The organism is Aeromonas sp. sif2433 (assembly GCF_019218705.1).
GTDB lineage: Bacteria > Pseudomonadota > Gammaproteobacteria > Enterobacterales > Aeromonadaceae > Aeromonas > Aeromonas encheleia.
In genome coordinates this window covers 272,291-289,972 of record NZ_JAHUXD010000003.1, presented here as the reverse complement: position 1 = coordinate 289,972, position 17,682 = coordinate 272,291, and the positions used below count along the sequence as shown (strand labels likewise).

Genomic DNA, 17,682 nt, shown 5'->3' with positions numbered 1-17,682 from the left:
CATCGGGGTTCGGCGCCTTGGGCGCAGCATCCAGCGGGAACAGGGAATCGAGACATGGAAGAGATCATCAGGGCAGACCTCGGCAACCGGCAGCATGGCCAGGCCCTGGTCTGGCTGCTCAACGAATATGCCAGGGACGAGATGGGCGGTGGCCGTGCGCTCTCTGCCGAGGTGCAGGCCGGGCTGGCCCAGGCGCTGGCCGCCAGGGACAATGCCCATGTGCTGCTGGCCTGGGTGGATGGCCAACCGGCCGGGGTGGCGACCTGTTTCGAGGGCTTCTCGACCTTCGCCTGCCGGCCGCTGCTCAATCTGCACGATCTGGCGGTGCACCCGGACCATCGTGGGCGCGGCCTCGGCAAGCGACTGCTGGCCGAGGTGGAGCGGCTCGCCCGCGAGCTCGGCTGCTGCAAGCTGACCCTGGAGGTGCTGGAGGGCAACCAGGTGGCGCAGGCCGCCTACCGGGCCAGCGGTTTCGCCGGTTACGAGCTCAGCCCGCAAGTGGGGCGGGCCCTGTTCTGGCAGAAGACGCTCTAGGGTGTCGGCGCTGGCCGACCTCGGCCGCCGTGCTTGTCATCGGGGCGGGCAAGTCTTAGAGTAACGCCTGATTTTTCGATCCTTTTTCAATGGGCCGACCTGGCCGGGTGATCAAGATGACGCTTTATGCCTCGGATCAACGTGTGACCCGAGTGAACTCCGAACAGATGCGCACGATGAGGCATTGTCCGGAGCCTGGGGAGGCCTGAGCCTCCCACCCATTCATCGTGCCAGCCGCATCGGATCCTGATTGAGTCAGGACCCGAGCCTGGCTGGCACGAGCGAAACAGCAGGCCATAGACAATGTCTATGGCCTTTTTTGTTGGCCCCGCCCCATGGCGCGGGCTCGCAACAGAGCAGAGGCCCGCCCGGGTGCTCTGCTTTTTTTTGGCCTGTGCTGGCGGGGGCGAGGATATGCTCATGGACATCCGCTCCGCTAGCAGGCTGATACGATTCGAATGAGGAAGTGTGAAATGTCACAAAATATCTATGACGATCAAGGGTTTTTCGAGGGTTACGCCCAGTTGCCACGCTCCCGGCAGGGGCTGGCGGGAGCGCCAGAGTGGCCGGCGCTGCAGGCCATGTTGCCGCCGCTGGCGGGCAAACGGGTGCTGGATCTGGGCTGCGGCTATGGTTGGTTCTGCCGGGTGGCCCGGGAGCAGGGGGCCGCCGGGGTGCTCGGGATCGATCTCTCCGCCAGGATGCTGGCCCGCGCCGCCGAGCTGACCCGGGATGAGGCCATCTGCTACCGGCAGGGGGATCTGAACGGACTCGAGCTGTCTGGCGAACCCTTCGATCTGATCTACAGCTCCCTGGCGCTGCACTACCTGCCCGAGGTGGCGCCGCTATTTGCCGAGATCCATCGCGCGCTGGTGGCGGGGGGCCGGCTGGTGTTCTCGGTGGAGCATCCCATCTTTACCTGCCCGCAGCCGCAGGGCTGGCTGGTGGATGGCGAGGGGCGTCGCTCCTGGCCCGTCAACGGCTACCAGGCCGAGGGCAAGCGGATCAGCAACTGGCTGGCGGACGGGGTGATCAAGTATCACCGCACTCTGGGCAGCTATCTCAACGCCCTGATCGGCGCGGGCTTCCAGATTGCTCATGTCGAGGAGTGGGGACCGAGCGCCGCCCAGATCGCCGCCAACCCGGCCCTGGCGGAGGAGGCCGAGCGCCCCATGCTGCTGCTGGTGTCGGTGCAAAAGCCGCTCGGCTGAGGCAATCGCGCCCGGCAGTCATGGGCCAAATAAAAACGGCGCGCAGGAGTCTGCGCGCCGTTTTTATTGAGGTATCGCTTAGAAGTCGTAACGGGCTGCCAGCTGGAAGTCATCCTTGGTGTTCAGCTTGCCGCTGTCATCGCTGTCCAGGTTGTTGATCCGGTACTCGCCGATGACCCGCAGGTTCTTGTTGAACTTGTACTGGGCGCCCAGGGTGTAGTAGTCGATGGAGTCGTAGTCGTCCCGACCTGCCTCTTCCACCTTCTGCTTGTTCCACAGCGCCATCAGGCCGATGCCGTTCTCGAAGTTGTAGCCGAGCGCCGCTTCCCAACCGGTGTGATCCTTGTCGGTCGCCAGGAAGTCGCTGCCGTCGGCGTAGCTCAGGGCGGCGTAGACGGCCTTGTTGTCGTACTTGGCTGAGAGCAGCCACAGCTTGGCATCCTCTTCGCCGCTCTTGTCACGGATACCGACGTTGTAGGCGGTACCCAGCGCCAGGTTGAACGGGAAGGTGTAGGCCACGGCGGCGCCGTAGGCGGCGTCGCTGTCCTTGCTGCTGGTCTCCTCGGTGTCACCGCCATCGAACTTGTAGCTGGTATCCACCTGGAAGCCGTTGAACAGGCCGGAGTATTTCAGCACAGAGCCGGCGCGGTTGGTGGCGAAGGTGTCGGTCTTGGCACCGAGGGCGTCGTTGCCGTAGCCGTCGGAGAGGGAGACGTCGGTCCAGTCGGCCAGCAGGCCGGGGGCGCCCTTCTGGCGGCCGAAGGTGACGTTGCCCCAGTCGGCGCCGACCCCGGCGAAGGCCAGGCGGGTGCGCAGGTTGTCGGAGTTCTCGCTGACCGTCTTCTCGCTGTCATTGATGTAGATCTGCAGCTCATACTGGGCCAGCGCCTTGAGACCCGGGTTGATCTCGCTCTCGACCTTGGCACCGAGGCGGACGAACTGGTTGGCGCCCTGCTTGTCGCTGTATTCGTTCTTGATGTCGCCATTGGCATCCAGCTCTTTCTTCTCGCCGAAGAACTGGCCGGCGTAGATGCGGCCATAGAGATCGAGCAGGGTGGAGTCATTCTTATAGACTTCGACGGCTTGAGCCTGGAAGGCCGCGGTGAGTGCCAATGCTACTACTGTCAGCTTTTTCATCATCATCCCTTGTTTGTAAGCTTCTGTTTTCAAAGACGGGGCCATGCTAGACAGGGGAAATGACAGCGGGGTGACCGTAACATGAACAACCGATGGCGGTTTGGTGTCAGTCCGGTGAACGCCGGGATTTATGTGGCGATCCGCCACTTTTGCGCGCAAAGGTTTGCCCTTGTGGTAGAATGCCGCCCGTTTTCGAGCTCCTAAGGTTGGATATGCGATGAGACGTGAACTGGCAATCGAGTTTTCCCGAGTGACGGAAGCGGCTGCACTGGCTGGCTACAAGTGGCTCGGACGTGGTGACAAGAATATCGCCGATGGTGCGGCCGTTGCGGCCATGCGCCATATCCTCAATCAGATCCAGATCGATGGTGAGATTGTGATCGGCGAGGGCGAGATCGACGAAGCCCCCATGCTCTACATCGGCGAGAAGGTCGGGACTGGTCTGGGGGATGCCGTGGATATCGCGGTCGATCCGATCGAGGGTACCCGCATGACTGCCATGGGGCAGTCCAATGCCCTGGCCGTGCTGGCCGTCGGCGACAAGGGTTCCTTCCTCAAGGCGCCCGACATGTACATGGAGAAGCTGATCGTGGGTCCGGGTGCCAAGGGCGCCATCGACCTGGATCAGGCTCTCGAGCTGAACCTCAAGGCCGTGGCCAGGGCGCTCGGCAAGCCGCTCTCCCGCCTGACCGTGATCACCCTGGCCAAGCCGCGCCACGACAAGGCGATCAAGGAGATGCAGGGACTGGGTGTGCGGGTGTTCGCCATCCCCGACGGCGACGTGGCCGCGTCCATCCTCACCTGTCTGCCGGACAGCGAAGTCGACATGCTGTATGGCATCGGCGGCGCCCCGGAAGGGGTCATCTCGGCGGCGGTGATCCGCGCGCTGGATGGTGACATGCAGGCGCGCCTGGTGCCCCGTCACAAGGTCAAGGGCGACAGCCCCGAGGTGCGTGCCCTGGGCGAGCAGGAGATTGCTCGCTGCGAGGCGCTCGGTATCGACGTGAACAAGGTACTCAAGCTGGAAGATCTCGCCAAGAATGACAACGTCATCTTCTCGGCGACCGGCATCACCAAGGGTGATCTGCTGGAAGGCATCACCAGCAACGGCGTCATGGCGACCACCGAGACCCTGCTGATCCGCGGCAAATCACGCACCATCCGCCGCATCAAGTCGATCCACTTCCTGGATCGCAAAGACAGCGTGGTGCGCGACATCATCCTGTGATGAGGGTGCGCTGAGCCTCTGTCATTGAAAAGCCCGACCGCTTCTGCCGTCGGGCTTTTTGTTGCCCGCTCGGCGGGCCGGCCACTATTTCAGGGGGGCGAAGGGATAAGGCTAAGGGGAATCCCGGCCCTTTGATAGACTGCTTCGCCATGCACAGGAAAGCATCACATGGAATGTCGTCAAGGTTGTGGCGCCTGCTGCATCGCCCCCAGCATCAGCAGTGCCATCCCCGGCATGCCGACGGGCAAACCGGCCGGGGTCGCCTGTATCCAGCTCGATGCAAGGCTGGGCTGCAAGATCTTCGGCCAGCCCGAGCGCCCGGCGGTGTGCAGCGGTTTCAGGCCCATGCAGGACGTGTGCGGCTCGCACCGGGAAGAGGCCGTCTGGCTCATCGGTGAGCTGGAGCGACTGACGTCCTGAGTGCTGGTTTGGTACTGGTTTGTCAGCAAAGAAAGAGGCCGCAATATGCGGCCTCTTTTCGTTGGTGCTGGGGGCAGGGGATCAGATCCCGGCCAGCGCCAGCGCCTGACGATAGTATTCGTTGGCCTTGTTGGTGAGGCGGCGCTTGTCCATCAGCTGGCCGAGGGCGTGGCAGACGGCGGCGTTGGGGGCGCGTTTGACCTCCTGCTCCAGCAGACGCTGGGCCTCATCCAGCTGGCCGGCCAGCAGATAGACCTGGGCCAGCGCCGCTTCGGCGCCCGGCTGATCCTGCAGCTTCTGCAGCAGAGTCAGCATGGGTTGATAGTCATCCAGCTTGAGTCTGGGCAGGCGGGCGAACAGCTCGGGGGCCGGCTGCTTGCGCAGCGCCTCCAGCCAGAGTTCGGCCGCCTCGCCGTCGGCCCCGAGCTGGCGCAGGCGATCGCCGTAGCTGGCCAGCAGCACGGGATCCTGGCGCAGCTTGCGCGGCAGCTCCTGCCAGACCGGGCGCAGGGTCTCGAGCGCCTCGCCGGCGGCCTCGAGCCGACCGGTCCAAGCCTGATGCAGCAGATCTTCTTCCTGCTGGGGGGTCAGCTTGCCCACCTTGCGCAGGGCCGGGGCGAGATCGATCAGGGCCGCCCAGTCCTGGCGGGCCAGATACACCTGGCGCAGCTGATCCAGCACCATGGGGTGGCGCGGATTGAGGGCGTAGACGGACTCGAGCCGACCGAGGGCGCTGTCGTATTGGCCCTGCTCTATCTGCAGCTGGGTCTGGATCAGGGTCAGTGCCAGCTCGGCCTTGGGGTTCTCCTCCTGCGCCTTCTGCAGGTAGTGATCCCGGCGCACGTCATCGCCCCGGGCCTGGGCCACCCTGGCGGCACTCAGGTAGTTGAGCAGCGGGGTGTCGCTGTTGTCGGCCCCCTTGATCAGCAGCTTCTCGGCCTGGTGGTAGTGACCCTCGGCCATGGCCAGGGTCGCATTCACTGTCTGCAGGTTGGCCTTGCGGCGGCGACGGGAACCAAACCAGCCTTGCGTCTTGCGGCGCAGGCCGAACACCCGACTCAGCAGCCACTCCAGCACGAGCAGGGCGCCGTAGAACAGCACCGCCAGGATCACGGCACTGGTGACCGAGGACTCCACCGTGTAGTTGCCGAGGGAGATGAGCACGTAGCCCTTGTTGCCGGAGGCTTCGGGGCCGAACATCAGGCCCGCCACCATCACGGCCACCACTAGGATCAGACGAATCATGGGCGTCTCCTCAGTTGCCGGCCAGGATGCGTTGCAGGCGCTCGTTCAGCACCTGCTCCAGCATGGCCTGGGTCTTGAACTGATCCGGATAGTCGAACTGGATCTGCTCGCCTTTGAGCTTGTCGAGCTCGGACTGCATGTATTGGGTGGCGCTGTTGTCGACGTCGAAGTACTGGGTCAGCCAGCGCTGGGCCTTGTCCAGGCTGTCTTCATACAGCGCCTGCTGCTCGCGGTAGACCGCCAGCTGGGCTTGCAGCAGCTTGGTCTTGAGGTTCTCGCGCAGGAAGATCTCCTGCTGCGGGGAGAGCAGCGCCTCCACGGCACCATCGCGGCGACGGATGGTGATGAAGTTCTCGGTGAACTTGACCCAGTTCTTCTTCAGGTTGCTCTGCCATTCGTCCGGGCTGGTGCTGACCGCCTGATCCGGCTCGGCCTTGGCTTCCGGCATGCTGACGGTGGAGAGGGGCAGCAGCTCGATCTGATCCGAGAGGGCGGCCAGTTTCAGGGTCAGCCCCTCGCGGTCGACCCGCGGCATGCCCTTGAGTTGGGCGATGTCTTCCGCCAGCGCCTTGCGGATCGGCATCAGGCTGGGATCGTTGAGCGCCTTGATCCGCTCGTCGGCGTTGCCGAGCAGGGTGATGGCGGAGATGAGGTCATGCTCGAGCCACAGCTTGCGGCCCGCCATGCGTACCAGGTATTCGGATTCGGCCAGCATCCAGTCGTTGGGCCGCTTGTCGTTGAGATCCAGCACCCTATGCTGCAGCCCGTCCAGCGCCTCCTGCAGCTGTTGCTGGCTCTTGCCGAGCACGGCCAGCTGCTGCGCATCCTTGCTGTTGCTCTGATCCAGCTTGCCCATGACCTCGGCCAGCTGCTGCTTGAGCGCACTCAGCTCGGCCTGCTGGGCGACGGCATTTTGGTGCCCGTGCAGATAGAGGCCACCGGCCAGCCCGAGGGCCAGCAGGATGGCGACGCCGCCGAGGAGTGCACCGGAGCGGTGCTTGCCGTTCTTGGGCTCGAGCGCCGGTGCGGCAGGGGCCGCGGCATTCGGCTGGACTTCTTGCTGTTCAGTCATTCCATCTTCCTCAGTTCCAGGGCGGCCGTCAGGGCCTGGTTGGATGCACCTTGGGCAATCACGATACGGGTAAAACCAGCCGCCTCGGCCTGTTCGGCTACGCGGGGGCTGGGCACCACCAACAGGCGGTCATGAAGCCAGGGCTGCTGCTGGCTTGGCACCAGTTCCAGCAGCCGTTGCAGCAGTTCACCACTGGTGATGAGCAGGCTGTCGAGCCCGGCCGCCTGCCAGTGGCGAGTCAATTCGTTTCCGTCGAGCTCGGGGTAGTGGCGCTCGTAGGTGGCACAATAGTGCACCAGTGCGCCGCGTGAGGCCAGCTCCCGGGCGATGAGATCCCGGCCACCGTTGCCGCGCAGGATCAGCACCCGTTTGCCGGTCATCGCTTGCAGGGCCGGCAGCAGCAGCAGTCCCTCACTGCGAGGATCCTGCGGACTCTGCGCCTTGACCCCCACCTCGGCGAAGGCGTCGGCGCTGGCCTGACCGACCGCAAAGTACTCAATATGTGGCCAGGTCAGACCAGTTTGCAACAGAAAATGATGAGCAAAATGAATTGCATGGGCGCTGACGGCGATGATGATGTCCGCCGTCGGCAGCAAGGCGGGCAGGCGGGACAGCTCGTCGCCCGGCCGGGTCTCCAGCAGCGGGCAACAGAGCGGGCTGTGGCCGTGCCGGCGCAGCAACTGCACCAGCTCGTCGGCCTGCCTGGCAGGGCGCACCACCAGCGGGATCATCAGGTCGCGCTCAACGGTTGTGGCCTGACCCGGCCCGCGCTCATGGGCGGTAGACCTCGGCCAGGATGGCGTCGGCACCGGCGGCCAGCAGGCGCTGGGCCAGGGCGTCGCCGAGCGCCTCGCCGTCGGCAAGGGGGCCGCGGATCTCGTCCCGGATCACCTGACGGCCATCCGGGCTGCCCACCAGGCCGCGCAACCAGACTTCATCGCCCTGCACCAGGGCATAGGCACCGATGGGGACCTGACAGCCCCCTTGCAGGGCACGGTTCATGGCGCGCTCGGTCAGCACCCGGATCCGGGTCTCGGCATGCTCCAGCGGGGCCAGCAGGGCGTGCAGCTCGTGATCGTCCTGGCGGCACTCGATGCCGACCGCACCCTGACCGTTGGCGGGCAGGCTCTGCTCCGGCTCGATGAAGGCGGTGATGCGGTCTGCCATCTCCAGCCGTATCAGGCCGGCGGCGGCGAGGATGATGGCGTCGTATTCACCGGCATCCAGCTTGGCGAGGCGGGTGTTGACGTTGCCGCGCAGGTCGCGGATCACTAAGTCCGGGCGGGCGGCCCGCAGCTGGCACTGACGGCGCAGGCTGGAGGTGCCGACCACGGCGCCCTGCGGCAGCGCGTCGAGCTGCTTGAAGCGGTTGGAGACGAAGGCATCGCGCGGATCTTCCCGCTCGCAGATGGTGTGCAGGCCGAGCCCTTCCGGGAACTCCACCGGCACGTCTTTCATGGAGTGGACCGCGATGTCGGCACGCCCCTCCAGCATGGCAGTCTCCAGCTCCTTGACGAACAGCCCCTTGCCGCCGACCTTGGCGAGGGGGGTATCCAGGATCTTGTCACCCTGGGTGCTCATGGGCACCAGTTCGACCTGCAGATCGGGATAGAGGGCTTCCAGCCGATCTTTCACAAAGTTGGCCTGCCACAGGGCCAGTGGGCTCTTGCGAGTGGCAATTCTCAGGGTTCGGGCTGCCATATCAATCAGTTGTTTCATCTTTAGAAGGAAAACGATCTTACCACCCTTTGCAGGGGCTTTCATGGCGCAGCCGGCAAAAGCGGGGCCAGGCTCAAAAAAGGTGGCTGGAAATGATTTTCATTAAGTCAGGGTGACATGTTAACTGCATGAAATTATTAACTTTTATTGCTTTCCGTTGATACCGTTATGGAGCCCGCCAGAAATAATCCGGTGATTCCGTGCGGGCTTGTTTACCACGGCAGTTTGCATTGTTAACATGATCACACTTTTTTGACGTCTCCCCGTTTTGGTGCGTCATTTGTCTCCCCCATCATAGGTAGGGCATTGCTGGTAAAACTCGACACGCTGGTGGTGCGCTACGACGAACTCAATCGTCTCAAGACGCAACGGGCGTTGGATCTCATGAGTCGCTATGGGCAGCAGGTCTTCCAATTGCTGCCGGTCATGCTGCACTTCAATCATCCTCTCTTGCCCGGCTATGTGGCAGGGGATGTGCCTCATGGTATCTGGAGTTTTGTCGCCAACGAGGCCCAGCAGGCCTTCATCCAGGATCTGTGCCAGAACGCCAACTGTCAGGGCGGCCTCAGCACTCATGACAAGTCGATCCAGGGCCTCTACTCCATGGGCAGCACCTCGTCCATCGGCCAGTGCTGCCACTCGGATCTCGACATCTGGGTCTGCCATGTGGCGGGGCTGTCGCAGGAGCGGCTCGCCCTGCTGGATCTCAAGTGCCAGCAACTCTCCAAGTGGGCCGAGCAGCGCGGGGTCGATCTCAACTTCTTCCTGATCCCGGAAGACAAGTTCCGTCAGCGCAACGATGCCCAGATGCAGGGGGAGAGCTGTGGCAGCGCCCAGCACCTGCTGCTGCTGGACGAGTTCTACCGCAGCGCCATGCACATCGCCGGCAAGCGCCTGCTCTGGTATCTGGTGCCCGCCGAGTATGACGATCACTACGACGAGTATGTGAATGGCCTGTTTGCCCACGGCAAGCTGAGCCAGGATGACTGGCTCGATCTCGGTGGTTTCGATCGCATTCCGGCCGAGGAGTACTTCGGCTCTGCCCTGTGGCAGCTCTACAAGGGCATCGACTCCCCCTACAAGGCGGTGCTCAAGTCGGTGCTGATGGAGGCTTACTCCCACGAGTATCCCGATACCCGTTTGCTGTCGGTGACCAGTCGCGACTGGTTCCAGCACAACGAGGGCATGCACTACCGGCTCGACAACTACTGCCTGATGCTGGACAAGGTGACCAACTACCTCAAGTCCATCGGCGACATGCAGCGCCTGGACCTGGTGCGCCGCTGCTTCTATCTCAAGGTGTGTGACGGTCTCAGTCACCCGAAGGAGGAGCACTCCCCGAGCTGGCGCCGCGAGCAGATGGCCCAGCTGGTGGCCTACTGGGGCTGGAGCCCGGAGCGGCTGCACCATCTGGATCACCGCCAGGAGTGGAAGGTCGAGGACGTCAAGGTGGCCTACGCCGAGTTGCTGGAAGCCCTGATGCAGAGCTATCGCAACCTGATCCAGTTCGCCCGCCGCAACAACATCAGCGAGTCCATCAACCCGGAAGACATCGGCATACTGTCTCGCAAGCTCTATGCCGCGTTCGAGAGCCTGCCGGGCAAGGTGCAGCGCATCAACCTCAAGATAGCGCCGGATCTGAGCGAGCCGGATCTCAGCCTGGTGCAGGTGCCCCACGGCCGCCTCAACCGCGCCGGTTGGTATCTCTACAAGCACTCTCTCGAGCCGGCGGACATCATAGGCCGGGCGCCGCTCGAATATAACGGTTACATCAGCAAGCTGATGGCCTGGGCCTACTTCAACGGCCTGCTGACGCCCGAGTCCCGGGTGCACCTGTTCAATCAGGGCTCGGATCTGCACATCGACAACCTGCACCAGTTCTGTCGCGATCTGTCCGGCACCTTCCCGGTCAAGTATCCGCGCGCCACCAACCTGGCCCTGAGCCGCCCCTGCGAGATCCATCAGCTCTCCATCTTCCTCAACCTGGAGACGGATCCCACCAGCCACTGGGTGGGGCAGGTGATCGAGTTCGACGCCAACGCCGCCGATGTGTTCTCGTTCGGCCGCAATCAGGAGTGCCTGGTGGGCTCGGTGGATCTGGTCTATCGCAACTCCTGGAGCGAGATCCGTACCTTGCACTTCCAGGGGGAGGAGGCGGTGGTGGACGCCCTCACCACCATACTCGGCAAGATGCACCAGGATGCCGCCGCCCCTGAGATGATCGAGGTGTTCTGCTACAGCCAGCACTTCCGCTCCCTGGTGCGTTCCCGCTTCCAGCTGCTGCTGGCCGAGTGCATCGAGCTGCGGCTCGCCCGCGACAAGCAGCAACTGGTCAAGACCCTGGCGCTCGGCAAAGAGAAGTACGGCATCTTCTTCGAACGGCGCGGGGTCTCGGTCAAGAAGCTGGAAAACGCCATCGACTTCTACCGCCACATCTCCCACAACAAGCTGGATCACCTGCCGCTGCGGCTCGACAAGACCCACAGCCAGCACCTGCCCGGCATCGTCGATGCCTATGCCAGCGAGGGGCTGGTGCAGTTCTTCTTCGACACCAGAGACGCGGGCACCAACATCTATATCCTGGACGAGGCGAACCGGGTGGAGATCTACCAGCACTTCGCCGGCAACAAGGATGAGCTGGTGCAGGGGGTGAACCGTTTCTATACCTCGGGTCACGAGCGCTTCAGCAATGCGGGCCAGTTCAGCAACTTCAACCTGCCCCAGTACTATGAGATCGTGCTGATGGGAGACGCGCTGGAGGTGATCCCCTACCGCAGCCAGAGCCCGCAGCGGGACCATCCGGGCCCGGCCCGCGAGGTGGGCTGAGTACCCACTCGCCCAATCCACTCCGCCGAGACGCAAACGGCCTGCAGATGCAGGCCGTTGTCTTATTCGTGGTCGAGCGGTTTCAGGCGTCGAGGCGGGCCAGCAGCCAGCTGCGAATGTCGCCGAGCTGAGGGCGGCAGATCTCGTGGCGCATGGGGTACTCGTGCCACTCGAGGCTGAGCCCTGCCGCTTCCAGCCGATTTTTCGCGTCCCAGCCCATGGAGAGCGCCACCACGTCGTCATAGATGCCGTGCATGTAGCAGATGGGCAGGCTGCGGGCGGCCTCGCTCAGCTCGCCGAGCAGGACATCGGGCGCCGCCAGATAGGTGGACATGCAGAGCAGGCCCGCCAGCGGCGTCGGGGAGCGCAGGGCGGTGAAGGAGGCGATGACCCCCCCCTGGGAGAAGCCGGCCAGGATGATGCGCTCGGGGGCGAAGCCCTCGGCGATCAGGTCGTTCAGCAACCCCTGGATGCGGGTGGCCGATTCGCGCACATGGGACTCCACGGCGCGATCCGCCGGGTTGTCGAAGCTCTTGATGTCGTACCAGCCGCGCATCTTGTAGCCCATGTTGATGGTGATGGGCCGCTCCGGCGCATCGGGCAGCAGATGGCGGACCGGCAGGGTGGCGGGCAGATCAAGGGCATCGACCAGGGGCGCGAGCCCGGCCCCCGAATCCCCCAGCCCGTGCAGCCAGATCACTGCGTGCCGGGCGCCCTGCGGATGCAGATCGATCATGGGATGCGGGTCCATCATTGGAACTGTACGGGCTCGCCCGCCTGGGTGGTGCAGGCCCGGGTCAGCAGGGCTTTGAGCTCGTCGCCGAAGCGGTTGTCGATCCAGTTGTCGCCGTGCAGTTCGAAGTGGAATCCGTTCTCGCGGGTGGCGACCCAGATCTGGTGCAGGGGCTCCTGCTTGTTGATGATGACCTTGGTCTTGTTCTCGAAGCTCAGGGTCAAGACCCCGCCGGCGCGTTCGCAGTCGATATCCGGATAACCCTCGTCGATAACGTCTTCCACATACTGGAAAAAGGCGTCGGTCAGGGCGTGATACTCGTGATCCTTCATCGGTTTATCCTGTTGCTTTTAACAATGTGAGTGCGATTATAGAGGGCCAAAAATTTTTTCGCAGCGAACCATTATGATTAGCCAGTTTACCAAGTGCCTGTTTGCCGCGTCCTTGTCGCTCGGGTTGGCCGCCTGCGGCCTGACGGGGCCACTCTATATGCCGCCAGCCGAGCAACCCGTGTCTACCGAGCAACCCAAGACACCGGCACAGCCCAAGACAGAGAGTACACCGCAAGCCGCCTCGCCGGCGACCGCAGAAGCTGCCCCCGAGGCCGCGCCGCAATAATCTAGGAAGGAACCGCCCCTTGGATCACTTTAACTACGACGCCGACGGCCAGCTTCAGGCCGAACAGCTGCCGCTGCAGCGACTCGCCGAGCAGCATGGCACCCCGCTCTATGTCTACTCCCGCGCCACCCTGGAGCGTCACTGGCACGCCTTCGATCAGGCGGCCGGCGACATTCCCCACCTGATCTGCTACGCGGTCAAGGCCAACTCCAACCTGGCGCTGCTCAACCTGCTGGCCCGCCTGGGCTCCGGTTTTGACATCGTCTCCGGCGGTGAGCTGTCCAGGGTGCTGGCGGCGGGGGGCGATCCCGCCAAGGTGGTCTTCTCCGGCGTGGCCAAGAGCGAGGCCGAGATGCGGCTGGCGCTGGAAAAAGAGATCCTCTGCTTCAACCTGGAGTCGGAAGCCGAGCTGGAGCGCCTGAACCGGGTGGCCGGCAGCATGGGCAAGACCGCGCGGGTCTCGGTGCGGGTCAACCCGGATATCGATGCCGGCACCCATCCCTACATCTCCACCGGTCTCAAGCAGAACAAATTCGGCATCCCCATCGAGCAGGCCCCCGCCATCTACCGCAAGGCGGCGGCCATGGCCCACATCGAGATCAAGGGAGTGGATTGCCACATCGGCTCCCAGCTCACCGAACTGACTCCCTTCATGGAGGCGGCGGACAAGCTGCTGCGGCTGATCGATGAGCTGGCCGCCGAAGGCATCCAGATCCATCACCTGGACGTGGGCGGTGGCCTCGGGGTCAACTACGGCGCCGAGCAGCCACCCCATCCCACCGAATATGCGCAGGCGCTCAAGCAGAAGCTGGCGGGCCGGGAGCTGACCCTGCTGTTCGAACCGGGCCGTGCAATCGTCGCCAACGCCGGCGTGCTGCTGACCCGGGTCGAATACCTCAAGCCGGGGGAGACCCGCAACTTCGCGCTGATCGACGCCGGCATGAACGATCTGCTGCGCCCCTCCCTCTATGGCGCCTGGATGAACATCATTGAGGTGGATAGCCGCACGACCCATGAGAAGGCGGTCTACGATGTGGTGGGACCCGTGTGCGAAACCGGCGACTTCCTCGGCAAGGAGCGCACCCTGGCCATAGGCGAGGGCTCCCTGCTGGCGGTCCGCTCCGCCGGTGCCTATGGCTTCACCATGTCCTCCAACTACAACACCCGTCCCCGTGCGGCCGAGGTGCTGGTGGACGGTGACAAGGCGTTCCTCATCCGGGAGCGCGAGCCGCTGGAATCGCTCTGGCAGGGCGAGCACTTGCTGCCCTGAGCAAGGCACAGGCACGCGAGACGGTGATGATGTTTGCCGGTCGGGATTCCAAGCGTTCCTCCATGTGAGAGCGTGATTAACGGTACAGGAACGCAGGATGTTGATAGATTTTTCCAAGATGCATGGCCTGGGCAACGACTTCATGGTGGTGGACGGTGTCACCCAGAAGGTGTTCTTCAGCAATGACGTCATCAAGAAGCTGGCGGATCGCCACTTCGGCATCGGCTTCGACCAGCTGCTGCTGGTGGAGCCGCCCTATGATCCTGAGCTCGACTTTCACTACCGCATCTTCAATGCCGATGGCAGCGAGGTGGAGCAGTGTGGCAACGGCGCGCGCTGTTTTGCCCGCTTCGTGCGGCTGAAGGGGCTGATCAACCGGGATCGCATCGCGGTCAGCACGGCCCGTGGCCGCATCACCCTGCAGTTGGAGGGGGAGAACCAGGTCACGGTCAACATGGGGGTGCCCCAGTTTGAGCCGGGCAAGGTGCCATTCCGTGCCCAGAAGGCGGAGAAGACCTATCTGCTGCGGGCGCAGGAGCATACGGTGATGTGCGGGGTCGTCTCCATGGGCAACCCGCACTGCGTCATCGAGGTCCCCTCGGTGGACGACGCGCCCGTGCAGACCCTGGGTGCCATCATGGAGCGGCACGAGCGTTTCCCCGAGCGGGTCAACGTCGGCTTCATGGAGATGGTCAACGCCACCGAGATCCGCCTGCGGGTGTTCGAGCGCGGGGTGGGGGAGACCCTGGCCTGCGGCACCGGCGCCTGCGCGGCCGTGGTGATCGGCATCAGCCAGGGCAAGCTCAGGGAGCGGGTCACCGTCAGCCTGCCGGGCGGCAAGCTGACCATCGCCTGGAAGGGGCCGGGCCAGCCGGTCTACATGACCGGGCCGGCCGAGCACGTGTTCGATGGCCAGATAGAGTTATAGGCATCGAGCGGGGGCAACCCCGCCCTGCCAAGCGGTAATGTCAGGGCCCTGTGCCCTTTTTCTATGATGGACCAACCAATTTATGAGCGAACTCAAACGGCAGGAGACACTGGTGGACGAAGCCAGCGTGCTGGAGTACCTGGCCCGTTATCCCGAGTTTTTCCAGCGCCACGCGGCCATGCTGGACCGGATCCGCATTCCCCATGAGCGCAAGGGCACCGTCTCCCTGGTGGAGCGCCAGCTGGATCGACAGCGCGAGCGCATCGATCAGCTGGAGCAGGAGATCACCGAGCTGATGGGGGTCGCCAGCGAGAATGAGCGGATCTTCCGGGTCTATGCGGATCTCTATGGCGAGCTCTACGGCTGTCAGACCCTGTTCGAGATGAGCGTGGCCATGGGCAAGGCCTTCGTGCAGCGGCTGCGGCTGACCGAGCTGCGGCTCTGGCTCAATCCGAAGAAGTTCCAGCTGAGCGGCCCGGAGCAGCGCTTCCTGGCACAGGGCAAGCAACTCGAGCAACTGCTGGGTCAGCGCCTGCCCGGATCGGATTACTACTTCGGCCGACTCAACCAGAGCGAGAAACAGGCGCTGTTTGGCAGCGACGTGCTGGTCAACTCGGTGGCCCTGATGCGGCTCGGCGATCTCGGCGTGCTGGCCTTCGCCAGCTCGGATCCCAGCCACTTCGCCCCCCACAACGACACCCTGTTGCTGGGTCAGCTGGGCCGCTTGCTGCAACTGCGTCTGCCCGAGCTGGTCCGTGGCTAAGGCGCCGCAACCCGCCGCCGAGCCCCTGCCTCCCGCCTTGGCGGGGGAACTCACTGCCTTTATCGAATACCTGAGGGTCGAGCGTCAGCTCAGCCCCCACACCCGCAGCAACTACGAGGCGCACCTGCAGGCCATGACCGCCGAGCTGGTGCGCCTCGGTCTCGATGACTGGGCCCGGCTCGAGGCGAGCCAGGTGCGCAGCCTGGTGACCCGGATGCACAAGGCCGGCCTCGCCCCCCGCTCCCTCGCCACCAAGGTCTCGGCCCTGCGCAGCTTCTGCGACTGGCAGGTGCGCCAGGGGCGGCTGGTGGCCAACCCGGCAAGGGGCATAGTGACCCCCAAGCAGGGGCGGCCGCTGCCCAAGAACCTGGATGTGGACGAGATGTACCAGCTGCTCAACATCACCGACGAGCAGGATCCGCTGGCGGTGCGGGATCGCGCCATCATGGAGCTGATGTACTCCTCCGGCCTGCGCCTCGCCGAGCTGGTGGGGCTCAACCTGGCGGACATCAAGCTCGACGAGCGCCAGCTCAAGGTGACCGGCAAGGGCTCGCGGGAGCGGGTGCTGCCCATGGGGCGGATGGCGGTGGAGTGGCTGCACAAGTGGCTCAGGGTGCGGCCATTGCTTGCGGGGGACGAGGCCGAGGCCTTGTTCGTCTCCAAGCGCAAACAGCGGCTGTCGGCCCGCTCGGTACAGGAGCGGCTCGATGGCTGGGGCAACAAGCAGGCGCTCAACGCCCACGTCCATCCTCACAAGCTGCGCCACAGCTTCGCCACCCATATGCTGGAGTCGTCCGGCGATCTGCGGGCGGTGCAGGAGCTGCTGGGCCACGCCGATCTCTCCACCACCCAGATCTACACCCACCTCGACTTCCAGCATCTGGCCAAGGTGTATGACAATGCCCACCCCAGGGCCAAACGGGACCCCGCCACCCCGGAGGATGAGTGACGCCTGTCGCCACGGGCGGCCGTCTATGACAATGTCCAAGCCGCCAGGGCCAAACGGGATCCCGCCACCCCGGAGGATGAGTGACTCCTGTCGCCACGGACGGCCGTCTATGACAATGTCCAAGCCGCCAGGGCCAAGGATCCTGACTCCCCGGGACTGTGAGTAACGGGCTGGCCCGGCCATCTAGCAGAGGAGAGCACATGCAGTTTTATCGCCGCTGGCAGCCGGTGGCCGCCATCTCGTTCGATCTCGACGACACCCTCTATGACAACGGCCCCGCCATAGTGCGGGCCGAGCAGTGGATGCTGGCCCATCTGCGCAGCGAATATCTGGCCACCGCCATGCTGGACAAGCCGCGCTGGCTGGCGCTCAAGCGCAGCCTGCTGCTGGCCCACCCCGAGCTGCGTCAGGATGTCAGCCTGGCGCGCCGGCACTGTATCCGTGAGGCCATGGTGCAGGGGGGCATGGCGGCCGGGATGGCCAGTCATGAGGCCGAGCGGGTGTTTGCCGGCTTCCTCGTCGAGCGCTCGAAGATAGAGGTGAGCGCGGCCACCCATGACTTGCTGGCACGCCTCGCCGGCCGCTACCCGCTGGTGGTGATCACCAACGGCAACCTGGATCTGGCCCAGGCCGGGCTGAGCGACTATTTCACCCTGGTCTGCAAGGCCGGGGTGGGCGCCAGGATGAAACCGGCGCCGGACATGTTTGCCCAGGCACAGGCCGCGCTCGGCCTGCCGGCCGACCGGATCCTGCACGTGGGGGATCACCCAGAGACGGACGTGCTGGGGGCACTGCTGCACGGCTTCAAGGCCGCCTGGCTCAACGATCGCCAGCAGCCCTGGCGACAGCTGCAACTGCTGCCGGATGTGGAGCTCTGCGCCCTCGGCGAACTGGCAGAATTGCTGCTGTGACGGCGTGGCAGAAGAGGCCTCACCGTCTGTCGGACAGTCGAGATGGAGGGACGGCGATGGATGGTGGTCTGGTGCGGGTCTACCAGGGAGTACAAGGGTTGCGTTTGAAGAACATCTT

Annotated in this window: 18 protein-coding genes; 11 read left to right on the top strand and 7 right to left on the bottom strand. The window is 64.2% G+C overall.

Going from position 1 to position 17,682, the window contains the following annotated elements; translation table 11 throughout:
- Positions 1–54: 54 nt before the first annotated feature.
- Both KW825_RS06770 and KW825_RS06765 read left to right on the top strand, forming a co-directional pair.
- A complete protein-coding gene (locus tag KW825_RS06770) occupies positions 55–534 on the top strand; it encodes an N-acetyltransferase (RefSeq protein ID WP_218291027.1) in 480 nt (159 codons plus the stop codon).
- A gap of 473 nt (positions 535–1,007) precedes the next feature.
- Positions 1,008–1,745: a bifunctional 2-polyprenyl-6-hydroxyphenol methylase/3-demethylubiquinol 3-O-methyltransferase UbiG gene (locus KW825_RS06765; RefSeq protein ID WP_218328714.1), complete on the top strand. Its 738-nt coding sequence runs from the start codon at positions 1,008–1,010 to the stop codon at positions 1,743–1,745.
- A 78-nt stretch (positions 1,746–1,823) separates the two neighbouring features.
- Here KW825_RS06765 and KW825_RS06760 read toward each other — a convergent pair whose 3' ends face one another.
- Positions 1,824–2,882, bottom strand: coding sequence for a porin (locus tag KW825_RS06760; RefSeq protein WP_218328712.1), 1,059 nt, complete (start codon positions 2,880–2,882; stop codon positions 1,824–1,826).
- A 217-nt stretch (positions 2,883–3,099) separates the two neighbouring features.
- Between KW825_RS06760 and glpX the strand changes: the two genes are divergently transcribed.
- Both glpX and KW825_RS06750 read left to right on the top strand, forming a co-directional pair.
- Positions 3,100–4,110, top strand: a complete 1,011-nt coding sequence (gene glpX / locus KW825_RS06755) for a class II fructose-bisphosphatase (RefSeq protein ID WP_042651924.1) — start codon at positions 3,100–3,102, stop codon at positions 4,108–4,110.
- A 168-nt stretch (positions 4,111–4,278) separates the two neighbouring features.
- Positions 4,279–4,530, top strand: coding sequence for a YkgJ family cysteine cluster protein (locus KW825_RS06750; protein WP_218328711.1), 252 nt, complete (start codon positions 4,279–4,281; stop codon positions 4,528–4,530).
- A gap of 81 nt (positions 4,531–4,611) precedes the next feature.
- Here KW825_RS06750 and KW825_RS06745 read toward each other — a convergent pair whose 3' ends face one another.
- Genes KW825_RS06745 through hemC form a run of 4 tightly spaced genes read right to left on the bottom strand, consistent with a single transcriptional unit; the run spans position 4,612 to position 8,548 of the window.
- Positions 4,612–5,775 (bottom strand): heme biosynthesis HemY N-terminal domain-containing protein, encoded by a 1,164-nt coding sequence (locus KW825_RS06745; protein ID WP_218328710.1) that lies wholly within the window; start codon positions 5,773–5,775, stop codon positions 4,612–4,614.
- A 10-nt stretch (positions 5,776–5,785) separates the two neighbouring features.
- Positions 5,786–6,847 (bottom strand): uroporphyrinogen-III C-methyltransferase, encoded by a 1,062-nt coding sequence (locus KW825_RS06740; protein WP_218328709.1) that lies wholly within the window; start codon positions 6,845–6,847, stop codon positions 5,786–5,788.
- A complete protein-coding gene (locus tag KW825_RS06735; RefSeq protein ID WP_218328708.1) occupies positions 6,844–7,578 on the bottom strand; it encodes a uroporphyrinogen-III synthase in 735 nt (244 codons plus the stop codon). Before KW825_RS06735 ends, KW825_RS06740 begins: the two co-directional genes overlap by 4 nt.
- Positions 7,579–7,618: 40 nt before the next feature.
- Complete coding sequence (hemC, locus tag KW825_RS06730) at positions 7,619–8,548, bottom strand: hydroxymethylbilane synthase (RefSeq protein WP_218328707.1); 930 nt, start codon at positions 8,546–8,548, stop codon at positions 7,619–7,621.
- Positions 8,549–8,872: 324 nt separating this feature from the next.
- Between hemC and KW825_RS06725 the strand changes: the two genes are divergently transcribed.
- A complete protein-coding gene (locus tag KW825_RS06725; protein ID WP_218291035.1) occupies positions 8,873–11,392 on the top strand; it encodes a class I adenylate cyclase in 2,520 nt (839 codons plus the stop codon).
- Between the two features lie 82 nt (positions 11,393–11,474).
- On the opposite strand, the gene KW825_RS06720 is transcribed toward KW825_RS06725, so the two are convergent.
- Complete coding sequence (locus KW825_RS06720; protein WP_218328705.1) at positions 11,475–12,128, bottom strand: alpha/beta hydrolase; 654 nt, start codon at positions 12,126–12,128, stop codon at positions 11,475–11,477.
- 14 nt (positions 12,129–12,142) lie between these two features.
- Positions 12,143–12,457: an iron donor protein CyaY gene (gene cyaY, locus KW825_RS06715; RefSeq protein ID WP_218328704.1), complete on the bottom strand. Its 315-nt coding sequence runs from the start codon at positions 12,455–12,457 to the stop codon at positions 12,143–12,145.
- 73 nt (positions 12,458–12,530) lie between these two features.
- Between cyaY and KW825_RS06710 the strand changes: the two genes are divergently transcribed.
- From KW825_RS06710 to KW825_RS06685, 6 genes are all read left to right on the top strand, one after another.
- Positions 12,531–12,743, top strand: coding sequence for a lipoprotein (locus KW825_RS06710; protein WP_218291037.1), 213 nt, complete (start codon positions 12,531–12,533; stop codon positions 12,741–12,743).
- A 19-nt stretch (positions 12,744–12,762) separates the two neighbouring features.
- On the top strand, positions 12,763–14,013 hold the full coding sequence (gene lysA / locus KW825_RS06705; RefSeq protein ID WP_218328703.1) for a diaminopimelate decarboxylase: 1,251 nt from the start codon (positions 12,763–12,765) through the stop codon (positions 14,011–14,013).
- A 97-nt stretch (positions 14,014–14,110) separates the two neighbouring features.
- Complete coding sequence (gene dapF, locus KW825_RS06700) at positions 14,111–14,941, top strand: diaminopimelate epimerase (RefSeq protein WP_042651935.1); 831 nt, start codon at positions 14,111–14,113, stop codon at positions 14,939–14,941.
- Between the two features lie 82 nt (positions 14,942–15,023).
- Positions 15,024–15,704, top strand: coding sequence for a DUF484 family protein (locus KW825_RS06695; RefSeq protein ID WP_042651936.1), 681 nt, complete (start codon positions 15,024–15,026; stop codon positions 15,702–15,704).
- Positions 15,697–16,653: a tyrosine recombinase XerC gene (xerC, locus tag KW825_RS06690; protein WP_371315784.1), complete on the top strand. Its 957-nt coding sequence runs from the start codon at positions 15,697–15,699 to the stop codon at positions 16,651–16,653. Before KW825_RS06695 ends, xerC begins: the two co-directional genes overlap by 8 nt.
- 200 nt (positions 16,654–16,853) lie before the next feature.
- Positions 16,854–17,564, top strand: coding sequence for an HAD-IA family hydrolase (locus KW825_RS06685; protein WP_042651938.1), 711 nt, complete (start codon positions 16,854–16,856; stop codon positions 17,562–17,564).
- Positions 17,565–17,682 lie beyond the last annotated feature (118 nt).

Excerpts from the sequence above, each read along its gene's own strand:
- KW825_RS06760 (WP_218328712.1), bottom strand. The coding sequence starts at position 2,882 with ATGAAAAAGCTGACAGTAGTAGCATTGGCACTCACCGCGGCCTTCCAG.
- KW825_RS06750 (WP_218328711.1), top strand. The coding sequence starts at position 4,279 with ATGGAATGTCGTCAAGGTTGTGGCGCCTGCTGCATCGCCCCCAGCATC.
- KW825_RS06770 (WP_218291027.1), top strand. The coding sequence starts at position 55 with ATGGAAGAGATCATCAGGGCAGACCTCGGCAACCGGCAGCATGGCCAG.
- KW825_RS06695 (WP_042651936.1), top strand. The coding sequence starts at position 15,024 with ATGAGCGAACTCAAACGGCAGGAGACACTGGTGGACGAAGCCAGCGTG.
- cyaY (WP_218328704.1), bottom strand. The coding sequence starts at position 12,457 with ATGAAGGATCACGAGTATCACGCCCTGACCGACGCCTTTTTCCAGTAT.
- glpX (WP_042651924.1), top strand. The coding sequence starts at position 3,100 with ATGAGACGTGAACTGGCAATCGAGTTTTCCCGAGTGACGGAAGCGGCT.
- KW825_RS06765 (WP_218328714.1), top strand. The coding sequence starts at position 1,008 with ATGTCACAAAATATCTATGACGATCAAGGGTTTTTCGAGGGTTACGCC.
- KW825_RS06720 (WP_218328705.1), bottom strand. The coding sequence starts at position 12,128 with ATGATCGATCTGCATCCGCAGGGCGCCCGGCACGCAGTGATCTGGCTG.
- KW825_RS06685 (WP_042651938.1), top strand. The coding sequence starts at position 16,854 with ATGCAGTTTTATCGCCGCTGGCAGCCGGTGGCCGCCATCTCGTTCGAT.
- KW825_RS06735 (WP_218328708.1), bottom strand. The coding sequence starts at position 7,578 with ATGATCCCGCTGGTGGTGCGCCCTGCCAGGCAGGCCGACGAGCTGGTG.
- KW825_RS06710 (WP_218291037.1), top strand. The coding sequence starts at position 12,531 with ATGATTAGCCAGTTTACCAAGTGCCTGTTTGCCGCGTCCTTGTCGCTC.
- KW825_RS06740 (WP_218328709.1), bottom strand. The coding sequence starts at position 6,847 with ATGACTGAACAGCAAGAAGTCCAGCCGAATGCCGCGGCCCCTGCCGCA.
- KW825_RS06745 (WP_218328710.1), bottom strand. The coding sequence starts at position 5,775 with ATGATTCGTCTGATCCTAGTGGTGGCCGTGATGGTGGCGGGCCTGATG.
- dapF (WP_042651935.1), top strand. The coding sequence starts at position 14,111 with ATGTTGATAGATTTTTCCAAGATGCATGGCCTGGGCAACGACTTCATG.
- hemC (WP_218328707.1), bottom strand. The coding sequence starts at position 8,548 with ATGGCAGCCCGAACCCTGAGAATTGCCACTCGCAAGAGCCCACTGGCC.